Source organism: Micromonospora sp. CPCC 205558 (assembly GCF_036902955.1).
Taxonomy (GTDB): domain Bacteria; phylum Actinomycetota; class Actinomycetes; order Mycobacteriales; family Micromonosporaceae; genus Micromonospora.
The window spans coordinates 20,534-32,840 of sequence record NZ_JBAKHR010000043.1 but is presented as its reverse complement, the minus strand read 5'-3'; the positions used below and the strand labels follow the sequence as shown (position 1 = coordinate 32,840).

10 protein-coding genes are annotated in these 12,307 nt (G+C 71.0%); all 10 read right to left on the bottom strand.

Translation table 11 applies throughout. The annotated features are described in order from the left end of the window. Positions 1-15: 15 nt before the first annotated feature. The gene (locus V6U86_RS31020) at positions 16-975 is read right to left on the bottom strand and encodes a sugar phosphate isomerase/epimerase family protein (RefSeq protein WP_334509613.1); all 960 of its coding nucleotides are present in this window, start codon (positions 973-975) and stop codon (positions 16-18) included. Further along, positions 972-1,919: an SCO3242 family prenyltransferase gene (locus V6U86_RS31015; RefSeq protein WP_334509611.1), complete on the bottom strand. Its 948-nt coding sequence runs from the start codon at positions 1,917-1,919 to the stop codon at positions 972-974. The genes V6U86_RS31020 and V6U86_RS31015 overlap by 4 nt, the downstream gene beginning before the upstream one ends. After that, complete coding sequence (locus tag V6U86_RS31010; RefSeq protein ID WP_334509610.1) at positions 1,903-3,069, bottom strand: inositol-3-phosphate synthase; 1,167 nt, start codon at positions 3,067-3,069, stop codon at positions 1,903-1,905. Before V6U86_RS31010 ends, V6U86_RS31015 begins: the two co-directional genes overlap by 17 nt. Before the next feature lie 636 nt (positions 3,070-3,705). Further along, positions 3,706-4,881, bottom strand: a complete 1,176-nt coding sequence (locus V6U86_RS31005; RefSeq protein WP_442935035.1) for a Gfo/Idh/MocA family protein — start codon at positions 4,879-4,881, stop codon at positions 3,706-3,708. Positions 4,882-4,934: 53 nt separating this feature from the next. Beyond that, positions 4,935-5,987, bottom strand: coding sequence for a substrate-binding domain-containing protein (locus V6U86_RS31000; protein WP_334509606.1), 1,053 nt, complete (start codon positions 5,985-5,987; stop codon positions 4,935-4,937). Between the two features lie 98 nt (positions 5,988-6,085). Beyond that, on the bottom strand, positions 6,086-7,213 hold the full coding sequence (locus V6U86_RS30995; protein WP_334509604.1) for an ABC transporter permease: 1,128 nt from the start codon (positions 7,211-7,213) through the stop codon (positions 6,086-6,088). Beyond that, positions 7,210-8,718 carry a sugar ABC transporter ATP-binding protein gene (locus V6U86_RS30990; RefSeq protein ID WP_334509645.1) on the bottom strand — a complete coding sequence of 503 codons (1,509 nt, stop codon included), beginning with the start codon at positions 8,716-8,718 and terminating at the stop codon, positions 7,210-7,212. Before V6U86_RS30990 ends, V6U86_RS30995 begins: the two co-directional genes overlap by 4 nt. Positions 8,719-8,851: 133 nt before the next feature. After that, positions 8,852-10,030, bottom strand: coding sequence for an ROK family protein (locus V6U86_RS30985; protein WP_334509603.1), 1,179 nt, complete (start codon positions 10,028-10,030; stop codon positions 8,852-8,854). 348 nt (positions 10,031-10,378) lie between these two features. Next, a complete protein-coding gene (locus V6U86_RS30980) occupies positions 10,379-11,404 on the bottom strand; it encodes a YihY/virulence factor BrkB family protein (RefSeq protein ID WP_334509600.1) in 1,026 nt (341 codons plus the stop codon). 63 nt (positions 11,405-11,467) lie between these two features. Then, positions 11,468-12,277 (bottom strand): ABC transporter permease, encoded by an 810-nt coding sequence (locus tag V6U86_RS30975; protein ID WP_334509597.1) that lies wholly within the window; start codon positions 12,275-12,277, stop codon positions 11,468-11,470. Between the last annotated feature and the right edge of the window lie 30 nt (positions 12,278-12,307).

Genomic DNA, 12,307 nt, shown 5'->3' with positions numbered 1-12,307 from the left:
CCCTTTGCTCTGCACCTATATATGCGCCGGGGCCTCTGTCGCAGGTGTCGCATCGGCGGGTGCAGAGCAAAGGGTGTTGGCAGGGTGGTCAAAGGTGGCCGTCGCGGCGGCGGCACGCAGGAACTCGATCGACCGGGCGGCCACGGCGGGCGCGGCGTGCGAGTCCCGGGGCAGCTCGACGGCGACCAGGCCGCGGTAACCGGCGTCGCGCAGCGCGGCCAGCACCGGCGGGAAGTCGATCTCGCCGACGCCGAACTCCAGGTGCTCGTGCACGCCCCGGCGCATGTCGTCGATCTGCACGTTGACCAGGTGGTCGGCCACCTCGGCGACGCACTGCGGCACCGGCCACGGTTCCAGGCACCGGCAGTGGCCGATGTCGAGGGTGATGCCGAAGCGGGCCGGGTTGTCGAGGGCGGCGTGCAGCCGACGCCAGTCGGCGATGTCCTGCACCAGCATGCCCGGCTCCGGTTCGAAGCCGACGGTGACGCCGGCGGCGTCGGCCGCGTCGACCACTGTGGCGCAGCCGGCCACCAGCCGGTCCCAGGCGCACTGGGGTGACACCGCCTCGGGTCGGACACCGGCCCAGAACGAGACGGCGTCCGCGCCCAGGTCGGCGCCGATCCGCACGGCCCGGCGCAGGAACTCGATCCGCCGGGTCGGGTCGTCGTGCAGCAACGTCGGGGCGTGCTTCTGCCACGGGTCGAGCAGGTAGCGGGCCCCGGTCTCGATGACCACCGACAGCCCCAGTGACTCCAACCGTCGACCGACGGCGGCGACCCGGCGGGTGAGCCCGGGCGCGAACGGGTCCAGATGGTCGTGGTCCAGGGTGAGGGCCACCCCGTCGTAGCCGAGCTCGGCGATGACGGCGAGCGCGTCGTCGAGCCGGTGGTTGGCGAAACCGTTCGTGCCGTACCCGAGGCGCAGCGTGGTGGCGTCGGCGGCCGGCGCACCGGGCCGGGGCTCGGGGACGCTCATGTCGGGGAGACCTTCCGGGCCAACCGTCGACCCAGTGGCGCGGCCGCCGCGACGGCCACCCCGAGCAGACCTGCTCCACCGCGTGCGGTGAGGGCACCCTGGAGGGCCGGCAACCCGGTGATCCCGGCGCCGACGGCGGCGCGGACCCGACCGGCCGACGGGTCCCGGACGACCTCGGCCTGGGCCGCGCCGTACCGGGCGGCGTACCAACCGGCCAGCACTGCGGGCAGCACCGCCGCGATCGTGGCCGACCGGCTCCGACCGGCGCGCGGGCCAACCCCGTCGACGGTCCGATCGCTGACCCCGGTCTGGTTCGCCGTTCGGCCGGCTGCGCGTCGGCCGCCCGGCACGGCGGCACTCGCGGCGACCAGCGCGGTGCCGGCGAGGGTGCGCATCGGCAGGGTGGCGTCGGCGCCGGTGACCTCCCGGCGGGACAGCGCGGTGACCGTCCAGGTGTGCGCGGCGACGGTCGCCGCCGCCGGCAACGCCCGGGTCATTCGACCGCCGGACGCGCCGAGCAGCACGTCCAGCCCCCGGCAGGCGGCCATCACGGCCGGACCGGCTGCGGTGTTCTTGGCCAGCAGGTCGTACCCCCAGATGGTGGCGGCCAGCGGCACGGCGAGCGCGGCGGCGCGGCGACCGCCCACGGCGGCGGCCAGGCCCACGCCGGCGGCGGTGAGGCCCGCCGCGAGACCGACCGCGGCGGCCGGGGTGACCCGCCCGCTCGGAATCGGCCGCTCGGGCCGCTCCTCGGCGTCCAGCCGCCGGTCGGCCCAGTCGTTGGCGGCCATGCCGGCCCAGTAGAGCAGCACGGACGCGCCGGCCAGGGCCGGGGTACGCGGGCTCAACGCGCCGGCCGCCGCGGCCCCGGCGATCACGTCACCGGGCACCGAGAGCGCGGCCGGCGCCCGGACCAGCTCAGCGAGGTCAGCCAGCGTGGCCATGGGCACCGCCTGCGCTGTCGTGCAGTTGCCGGGTGAAGGCGGTCAGCCGGGCCCACTGTTCGCCCAGCGAGTGGGTGGGCGTGCCCAGCGGGTCCTTGAAGAAGAAGCCCAGGTCGGCCAGCGGCCCCACCTGCCCGGCGGCGTGCGCGGCGGCGGTGAGTCGGGCCAGGTCGAGCACCAGCGGCGCGGCCAGCGCGGAGTCGCAGCCGTGCCAGGTGAACTCCATCCGCATGCCGGTGCCGAGGAAACCGCTGAACGTGATCAGATCCCAGGCGGTCTTGAAGTCGCCCAGCTCCTCGACGTACTCGATGCGGGTGCCGCCCTGCGGGACGTAGCCCAACGTCTCGCCGAGCACCCGCTGTTTGCTCTGCACCTTCGCCGCGTTGGCGGCCGGGTCGGCGAGGGTGGCGCCGTCGCCACCGCCGAGCAGGTTGACCCCCGACCAGGAGCCCACGGCCAGGTTGCGCATCGCGAACATCGGCGCGAGCACCGACTTGACCAGGGTCTCCCCGGTCTTGCCGTCGTGCCCGGCGTACGGCAGTCGGGCCTCCTCGGCGAGCGCGGCCAGCGCCGGCAGCCGCAGCCCGGTGGACGGGGTGAAGTCGACGTACGGGCAGCCGGCCAGCAGCGCGGCGTAGCCGTAGAGGGAGCTGACCGGCAGCACTTCGTCCGGCCCGTCGAGGGCGGCGCGCAGCGCGGTCGGGTCGGCGTGCCCGGGGTGCGGTCGAGGGGACGGCTCGGTGGCGGAGACGTTGACCACCACCACCCGGTCCAGTTCGTGCCGCTCGCGGAAGCTGGTGAGATCGCGGACCACGGCGGCGGCCCGATCGGCCTGGGTGGCGCCGGCCGGTGCGGGGCGCAGCTCCTGGTCGACCACGGCCAGCTCGTCGCGGAGCGCGGCGACCAACCGCCAGGGGATGACACCGGCGTCTGCGAGGGCCTCGGCACGTTTGCACAGCGGGGTGGTGGCCAGGTCGTGCCCGCCGAAGACGAGGTCGGCGAAGGCCGGCAGGGCCGGGCCGCGCAGCTCGGGCAGCTCGGTGACGCAGCCGGTCGGCCCGGCCAGGCCGGCCCGCAGCGCGAGCCCCCCGACGATGCTGGTGGTCGCGACGGACCCGCGCGCTCCTACCAGCCAGACACCTGTTCGCATGGTGCTCCTTCCCCGTCCACGAGGAACCGTCGGTACCGCTAAATATAGGAATATCAGAATATGTTTCGGAAAGATACGGCCCGGATTTCCGAACAGCGAGTGGATGGGCCCCGTCCGCCCGCCCCCACCGGAAAGAGCACCGGCTTCCGACGTCGGCGTCGGCGGCGACGACGCCGGACCGGTCCCGGCGGGTGCGAGCAGACGGGGCTGGTAGGCAGGGTCGGGTCGGCGTCTCGACCCTGCCTCCCCCGCATCCGACCGGTCGGGGCGTTGGCATGCCCCGGCCGGCGTCTCAGGCCGCCGCGTCCACCGGAACACCGACCGAACCACGACCCGCCGGGAAACGGCGAGCGGGTGCGGTAGGGGCGGGGGTAGCGGCGGGCGGTCTCATCAGGTCCTCCGGATCTTCACCGGTGGTGGCGGTCCTCCGGTGCGGCCGGGGAATCCCGGTCCGGTCGCACCGGACGACCGTCCTGCTCGTGCGCCACCGGGCCGTACGGCCCGGCTGCACGCTCTCCGATGCCGACCTCTGTCCCGGCCACGGGGCGCAATCCGTGGCTGGTCCCTCGCCGGTCGGCGTCGGAAAGCCGGTCGGGCGATGGCGGCGCGTTCACCGCCATCGCGGATGGTCAGTTGTCAGACGCCCGCCGCGGTCAGCGTCGGTGCCACCTCGGCCCAGGAGGAGCCGAGCTCCGCCGAGCGCGCCACCGCGTCCAGCACCAGCTGGACCTGCAACGCGTCGGCGAAGGAGGGAGTCGGGTCGACACCGGTGGCGACCGCCTCGATGAAGTCGCGCATCTCGTGCGTGAACGAGTGCTCGTAGCCGATGATGTGGCCCGGGGGCCACCACGCCGACATGTACGGGTGCTCGCCCTCGGTCACCAGGATGCGGCTGAAACCCTGCTCCGCGGTGGGCCTGGTGGCGTCGTAGAACTCCAGCTCGTTGAGCCGCTCCAGGTCGAAGACCACGCTGCCCAACGAGCCGTTGATCTCGACCCGCAGCCCGTTCTTACGGCCGGTCGCGAACCGGCTCGCCTCGTACGTGGCCAGGGCGCCACCGTCGAGCCGCGCCACGAAGACAGCGGCGTCGTCGACGGTGACCGTCCCGGTGGGGGCCGTCTGGCCGTCCACAGTGGCCGCGAGACCGCTCGACTCGGCCGGCAACGGCCGCTCCTTGACGAAGGTCTCGGTGACCGCGCTGACGCCGCTGATCCGCTGACCCGTGACGTACTGGGTCAGGTCGATGATGTGCGCCCCGATGTCACCGAGCGCGCCCGAGCCCGCCCTGTCCTTCTGCAACCGCCAGACCAGCGGGAACTGCGGGTCCACGATCCAGTCCTGCAGGTACGTCGCACGGACGTGTCGAATCACCCCGAGCCGTCCGTCGGCGACCAACTGGCGCATCATCGTGACCGCGGGGACCCGGCGGTAGTTGAACCCGCACATCGACCGCGCTCCGGCGGCCCGGGCGACGTCCGCCGCGGCGGTCATCGCCCGTGCCTCCTCCACCGTGTTGGCCAACGGCTTCTCGCACAGGACGTGCTTGCCTGCGGCCAACGCGGCGAGAGCGATCTCGGCGTGACTGTCGCCCGGGGTGCAGATGTCGACGACGTCGATGTCGTCCCGGTTGATCAGGTCACGCCAGTCGGTGGTGTACGCGTCCCAGCCGAGCCGGTCGGCGGCATCGGCCACCTTCGCTGTGTCTCGGCCGCAGATCAACGCCATCCGGGCCCGCGCCGGCAGGTCGAACACGCGGTTCACGGTGCGCCACGCCTGTGAGTGCGCGGCGCCCATGAACGCGTAGCCGACCATGCCGACCCGCAGTTCTCTGTCTGTCGTGGACAAGGTGGGTCTCCCCCCGTATGTCAGAACCCGAGCTTGTCGTAGCTGCTCGCGTTCTCCTTGGTGATCGTCTCCGAGGCCAGCGTGATTTCCTTCGGAACCTGCAGCTCCGTCAGGTCGCCCAGGCCCCGACCCTGCGCGATGAGCCGCGCGAGCGAGACCGCCGACGAGGCCATCGACGGGTTGTAGGTGACGGTGGCCTTGAGCACGGTGTTGTCGGCCTTGATGGCGTCGATGGCGAGCTTCGAGCCCGCGCCGCCGACCATGAAGAACTCCGACCGGTTGGCCTGCTTGATGGCCGCGAGCACACCGATGCCCTGGTCGTCGTCGTGGTTCCAGATAGCGTCGATCTTCGGCAGCGCCTGGAGCAGCTGGGACGCCTCGCGCTGGCCGCTGTCCGAGGTGAACTCGGCCGAGCGCCGGTTGCTCACCTTGAACCCGTAGGTCGCCAGGGCGGCGTTGAAGCCGGCGGTGCGCTCGACGGTCAGCGGGATCTCCAGACCGGCGATCTCACCGATGACCGGGTTGCTGACGCCCTTGTCCTTGAGCATCTTGCCGATGAAGTGCCCGGCCGAGACGCCCATGCCGTAGTTGTCACCCTTGATGACCAGCCGCGAGGCCAGCGCGTCGGGGAACGCCCGGTCGAGGTTGACGATCGGGATGCCCGCCTGCATCGCCTGGAGGGCAACGGCGTTGACCTCCTTGCCGTCGTGCGGCAGCACGACGATGATGTCCGGCTTCTGGGCGATCAGCGTGCCGAGCGTGGAACGCTGGGCCTCGGAGTTCGACCCGCCGTCGACCTCCTTGAACTCCACGTCCGAGTAGGCGGCGGCCTGCGCCTTGGCGTTGGCGTGGATCGCGCCCATCCAGCCGTGGTCGGCGGCCGGGGCGGAGAAGCCGATGACGACCTTCTTGCCCGGGGCGTTGTTGCCTTCGCTGTTGCCGGCGGCCTTGGTCTGGGTGCTGGCGGCCGGGGTCTCGTTGCTGGTGCAGGCGGTGAGCAGGGTGGCAGCGCCTACTGCGGCTCCACCGAAGAGCAACCGGCGGCGCGACAGGTCGCGACTGTGCTGGGTCATGAATGACCTCCTGGGAGCGGGATTTGCCTTATTTGGGGTGTGCGAGGCCCGGCCAGCGTCGAAAGTTCTCGACGTCGCCAGGACAACGGTGCGGTGCGTCAGGTTGCGGTGGTGACCCTGTTCCGCGCGAGGAGCCGAGTGACGGACTTGAACTGGAACTGCTGGACCAGGACGGCGGCGACGATGATGCCGCCCTTGACCATGTTCTGTGCCTCGATGGAGAGGCCGTTGATGGCGAAGAGGTTCGTGATCGTGGCGAAGATGATGACGCCGAGCAGCGAGCCGACGATCGTGCCCCGGCCACCGCTGAGCAACGTCCCACCGATGATCGCCGCGGCGATCGCGTCCAACTCGTACAGGTTGGCCATCGCCGCCTGCGCCGAGGTCGCCTGCGAGGTGAGCATGATGGCCGCGATGCCGCAGCAGAGACCGGAGAGCGCGTAGAGCAGCATGGTGTGCCGTCGGACGTTGATGCCGGCCAACCGGGCGGCCTCCGGGTTGCCGCCGACGGCGATGGTCCGCCGGCCGAAGGTCGTCCGGTTGAGCACCACCCAACCGGCCAGCACGACCGCGCCGAGGATGTAGACGAGGATCGGGATGCCGATCACCTTGCGGGCCGCGATGTCGTTGATGAAGGTGCTGCTCGACACCTGGGTCTGCTTGTTGGAGATCGACGCCGCGAGGCCACGCGCAGCCACCAGCATCGCCAGCGTCGCGATGAAGGGGACGAGCTTGCCGTATGAGATGAGCACCCCGTTGACCAGGCCGACGCAGACGCCGACCACCAGGGCGGTGAAGATCATGCCACCGGCGCCGTAGCTCTGGGTGGCGACCGTGGTGCACCAGACCCCGGCCAGCGCGACGATCGCGCCCACCGACAGGTCGATGCCACCACCGATGATCACGAAGGTCATGCCGACCGTGACCACACCGACGACCGAGGCCAACTGCAGGATGGCCAGGACGTTGTTCCAGACCCAGTTCGGGTCGCCGTAAAGGTCGGGCTTGGTGACCGCGCCGACCACGATGAGCGCGGCCAGCACCCCGATCAGACCGAGGTTGCGCTTCGCGCCGTCGCCGCCGTCGCCCCGCCACCAGGAGAGCCGGCCCGAGGATGCTGCTTTATCGCTGGCCACCGCCGTCTCCGCCGGGTCCACCGGCGGCGACTGCGCCGGAAGCTGCGGGCGCTCCGGTGTCGCGGTGGGAGTGGGAGTCGCGTCGCTCATGCCGGTGCGCCTTCCATCAAGGACCCCGCCATCACGAGGTCAAGCACAGTGTTCTCGTCGAGTTCGCCGGCCGCGGCTTCGCGGACGACCCGCCCCTCCCGCATCACCAGCACCCGGTCGGCCAGACCCAGCACCTCGGGCACCTCGCTGGAGACCAGCAGCACCCCCACGCCCTGGGCGGCCAAAGCCCGGATGACCTGGTAGAGCTCAGCCCGGGCGCCCACGTCCACGCCCCGGGTCGGCTCGTCGAGCAGCAGCAACTTGGTGCCGCCGAGCAGCCACCGCCCGACCACTACCTTCTGCTGGTTGCCGCCGGAGAGTGTGCGTACCGGCCGGTCGACGTCCCGGGGCCGCAGCTCCAGGGTCTCGGCGATCCGGTCGGCCTCGGCGCGTTCCTTGGCGGCGTTGGTGAAACCGAGCCGCGCGTACCGGCCGAAGGTGGCCAGCGTGACGTTGCGGTAGATCGGCTCACCGAGCAGCAGCGCCTGGCTCTTGCGTTCCTCCGGGGCCATCCCCATGCCGGCGCGAACCGCCGCGCCGACGCCGGGACGCAGGGCCTTCCCGTCCATCCGCACCGTGCCGGCCTCCGCGAGGCGGGCACCGTAGATCGTCTCCAGCAGTTCGGAGCGACCGGAGCCGACCAGACCCGCGATGCCCACGATCTCCCCGGCGCGCACGGTCAGCGAGACGTCGGAGAACTCGCCCTCGCGGGTCAACCCGTCCACCTGGAGCAGGTCGGCGCCCGCGGTGTCGTCGGTCGGCCGGTCCGGGAAGACGTACTCGATGGTGCGGCCGGTCATCCGGCTCACCAGGTCGCGGGTCGGGGTGTCGCGCGCCGGCAGGTTCGCCGCCGTGGTCCGGCCGTCCTTGAGTACGGTGACCCGGTCGCCGATCTCGCGGATCTCCTCCAGCCGGTGGGAGATGTAGATGACGGCGATGCCCTGCGCGGTCAGCTCACGGATGATCCGGAACAGGTTGCCGACCTCGTCGTGGGCCAGCACCGCGCTCGGCTCGTCCATGATGATCAGTCGGGCCTCGTGCGACAGCGCCCGTGCCATGCTGACGATCTGCTTGCCCGCCGCCGGCAGGGACCGGACCATCCGCCCCGGCGGAATCTCACCGTGGCCGAGCCGGCTGAGGATCTGCCGGGTGTGCCGGGCCATCCGGCCGCGCCGGACGAACCCGAAGCTGCGGTACTCGTGCCCGAGAAAAGCGTTCTCCGCCACCGACAGGTCCTCGACGAGGTCGAGCTCCTGGTAGATCGTGGCGATGCCGGCCTTCATCGCGGCCTGCGGGTTGGCGAACGTGGCCGGCTCACCGCGCCACTCCACCTGCCCGGAATCCGGTTGGTGCACCCCGGCGAGCACCTTGATGAGGGTGGACTTGCCGGCGCCGTTCTGCCCGAGCAGGCAGTGCACCTCGCCGGCACGCACCTCCAGCTGCACGCCGTCGAGCGCGCGTACGCCGGGGAAGGTCTTCACCACATCGGTGAGGCGCAGGACCACCTCGCCCGCGACGGTGTCGGCGGGAGCCTCGACCAGCGGCGCCTCGGCGACGGCCTCGGCCGACGCGGTGGCGGGGTCATCCTCGGGCAGGGCCACAGTCTCCTCCTCGCTCACGACGGAATTCCGAAACAGCTCATGCGGCTTCCCCGAAGGCGACGTCGCTGGCGAGCACCGCCGCGCCGGTGACACCGGCCCGGCCGCCCAGCTCGGACAGGACGACGGGAAGGTTGCCGGTGGCCAGCGGCAGTGACCGGCGGTAGACCACACTGCGGATCTCGGCGAGCAGGATGTGACCCAGTTGGGCCAGCCCGCCGCCGATCACGATCATCGACGGGTTGGTGAAGCTGACCAGGCCGGCGAGCACGCCGCCGACCCGCCGTCCGCCGTCGCGGATCAACTGGATGCAGGTCACGTCACCCTCGACGGCACCCTCGGCGACGTCCAGGGCGGTCACGACACCACGCAGGGCCAGCCGCTCGGCCAGCGCCGGCGACGTCCCACTGCGGGCGGCGGCTGCGGCGTCCTTGGCCAGCGCGGCACCGCTGAACAGCGCCTCCAGGCAGCCGATGTTGCCGCACGAGCACATCGGACCGTGCGAGTCGACCTGGATGTGGCCGATGTCGCCGGCGCAGCCGTCGGTGCCCCGGTAGACCTCGCCGGTGAGGTAGATGCCGCACCCGATGCCGGTGCCGATCTTCACGAAGAGGAAGTCGTCCACCGAGTGGGCGACGCCGCCGTGCCGCTCGCCGATCGCCATGATGTTGACGTCGTTGTCGACCACGGCCGGGCAGCCGTGTTCCCGACTGAGCAGTTCGCGCACCGGGAACCGGTCCCAGCCCGGCATGATCGGTGGTGAGACCGGTACGCCGTCACGGAAGCTGACCGGGCCGGGTACGCCGATGCCGACCGCGTCCAGTCGCTCGTACGCGCCGTCGACCCGGGCCTTGTGCAGCAGCTCGTTGACCCGTTGCAGGGTCACCTTCGGGCCGTTGCGGATGTCGGCTGCCTCGGCGTAGTGGGCCACCGGTTCGAGGCGGCCGTTGACCACCTCGACGTCCATCGAACTGGCACCGAGGTCGACGGCGGCGAAGCGCAGCTTCGGGTTCAACTCGACGAGGGTCGAGCGACGCCCACCTCGTGATGCGGCGAGCCCCGCCTCGGCGACGTAACCCATCGCCACCAGGCGATCCAGCTCGGCCAGCATGCGCGGACGCGGCATCTGAAGGCGGTCGCCCAGCTCGGCCCGGGACACGGCACCCTCGTCGCGGAGCAACCGCAACAGTCGCACGTGCAGGGGGTCGACGGTCCGCACCCGGGGGCCCCCTCTGCATTGGCAACGTTCACATCGACGCAATGCCGATGTGTTGTGTCCGACACAGTAAGAGCGCTCAGCGCCGCCTGTCCAGAGCTTCAACCGTTCCGAGACCAACTTTTGTCCGAAAGAACAAAAGCTACTAGTCGATCAAGTAAAGGATTACGCACTGCCTGCACCCCCTCGCCTGCAGTTCCATCGACAGACACGCAATCGCCCCGCCAGCCGGTCCTCGGTGGCGGGGCGATTGGCGCTGAGCCGGGGCGGGCCCGGCGGTTGGCGCTGAGCCGGGGTGGGCCCGGCGGTTGGCGCTGAGGCGTCAGCGGCTCGGCGGTTGACGCTGAGGCCTCAGCGGCGGGCGGCGGAGTTGCGCTTCTTGCGGAGCTTGCGGTCGTCGCGCAGCTCGACGTACGGCTCGTCGTCCACCGCGTGGCCGGCCGAGATCGCGCGGCCACGCTCCAACTCCGCGTCGAACTCCGCCCCCAGCAGGATCGCGATGTTGCTCAACCACAGCCAGACCAAGAAGATGATCACCCCGGCCAGCGTCCCGTACGTCTTGTCGTACGAACCGAAGTTGCTCACGTAGAACGCGAACAGACCGGAGATCACCAGCCAGATCACCACGGCCAGCACCCCGCCCGGGCTGACCCAGCGGAAGCCGCCGTGCCGCGCGTTCGGCGAGGCCCAGTAGAGGATCGCGAACATCAGGCTGACCAGGATCAGCAGCACCGGCCACTTGGCGACGTCCCACACCGCGACCGCCGTCGAGCCGAGCCCGATCACGTCACCGACCGATTCGGCGAGACGGCCGGTGAAGACCACGATCACCGCGCTCGCCAGCAACAGCACCCCGATCACCGCTGTCACGCCGAGCCGGATCGGCAGCGTCTTCCAGATCGGCCGCCCCTCCGGCACGTCGTAGATGGTGTTGGAGGCGCGCATGAACGCGCCGATGTAACCGGAGGCCGACCAGAACGCCGCCACCAGACCGATGATCGCGGCGAGGCTGGCGAGGCCACCATTGCGGCCCGCAGCGTCGATCGCATCGGTGATGATCTGCCGGATGCTGCCGTCCGGCACCGCCTGGTTGACGGTGTCGGTGACGCCCTGGGTGGCGCTCTCGCCGAGCAGGCCGAGCAGGGAGATCAGCACCAGCACGCCCGGGAAGATGGACAGCACCCCGTAGTAGGTCAGTGCCGCCGCCCAGTCGGTCAGGCTGTCGTCCTGGAATTCGGTGATCGTCCGGCGGAAAGCCGCCTTCCAGCCACTGCCGGGCAGGTCGGTGGGGCTGTCCGGGCCCGCGTCGGGCCCGACCGGCGTGGTGGCGGGGTCACGCTCACGCTCACGATGGGCGGAAGACTCGTCCGAGGCCATCGCCCCTCCTCCTGGTCGGCGGTGTCACCTCCGGTCATGCCCCGTCGACGAGTGCGATAACCCCTACTTGTAGAGCAACCTGGCCATTCGGTGAGAAGCCACCAGCAGGCCGATCGCCACCACCGCCAGCAGGTAGAGCACGTCGAGCAGCCAGAGCCAGCCGCCACTGCCCAGCGTGACGCCGCGGATCAGGTGCACCGAGCGGTACAGCGGGGTGATCTCGACGAGCCAGTGCAGCACTGTCGGGTAGGCCTGTGCCGGCACGAAGGTGCCGGAGAAGAGGAAGAGCGTGAACTGCGCGGAGCCCAGCAGGTCGAAATCCTGCCAGCTGCGCATGAAGGTGGAGATCGTCATGCCGAGCGCCCCGAACGCGAACCCGACCAACACGGCGGCCGGGAGGGCGGTCAGCGCACGGGTGACGCTGGTCAGATCCAGGGCGACCATCACCCCGAGGAACGCCGCCGAGTAGGCGCTGCCCCGCAGCATCGCCCAACCCAACTCGCCCACGGCGATCTCGAACGGCCGTACCGGGGTGGCGATCATCCCGTCGTACAGCTTCATGTACTTCATCTTGCCGAAGAAGTTGAAGGTGGTCTCCGCGAGCGCCCCGGTCATCGCCGAGGAGGCGAGCATCGCCGGGGCCACGAACTCGGCGTACGAGACCAGCCGCCCGTCGGGCAGCGGCAGGTCACCGACGAGCGCGCCGACGCCCACCCCGATGGAGAGCAGGTAGAACAGCGGCTCCACGAAGCCGGAGAGCAGCAGCAGCCAGTAGACCGACTTCAGCGCCGCGACGTTGCGCCCGACCACCGACGCCGACCGCCGGGACGCGGCGGAGACGTCGACCAGCCGGGGCAGGATCAGCGTGACCACGACACCCTCTCTGCTTGCTCATTAGGTTGC

Coding starts and splice junctions, on each gene's coding strand:
- V6U86_RS31015 (WP_334509611.1), bottom strand. CDS start 1,919: ATGGCCACGCTGGCTGACCTCGCTGAGCTGGTCCGGGCGCCGGCCGCG.
- V6U86_RS31005 (WP_442935035.1), bottom strand. CDS start 4,881: ATGGTCGGCTACGCGTTCATGGGCGCCGCGCACTCACAGGCGTGGCGC.
- V6U86_RS30995 (WP_334509604.1), bottom strand. CDS start 7,213: ATGAGCGACGCGACTCCCACTCCCACCGCGACACCGGAGCGCCCGCAG.
- V6U86_RS31000 (WP_334509606.1), bottom strand. CDS start 5,987: ATGACCCAGCACAGTCGCGACCTGTCGCGCCGCCGGTTGCTCTTCGGT.
- V6U86_RS31020 (WP_334509613.1), bottom strand. CDS start 975: ATGAGCGTCCCCGAGCCCCGGCCCGGTGCGCCGGCCGCCGACGCCACC.
- V6U86_RS31010 (WP_334509610.1), bottom strand. CDS start 3,069: ATGCGAACAGGTGTCTGGCTGGTAGGAGCGCGCGGGTCCGTCGCGACC.
- V6U86_RS30980 (WP_334509600.1), bottom strand. CDS start 11,404: ATGGCCTCGGACGAGTCTTCCGCCCATCGTGAGCGTGAGCGTGACCCC.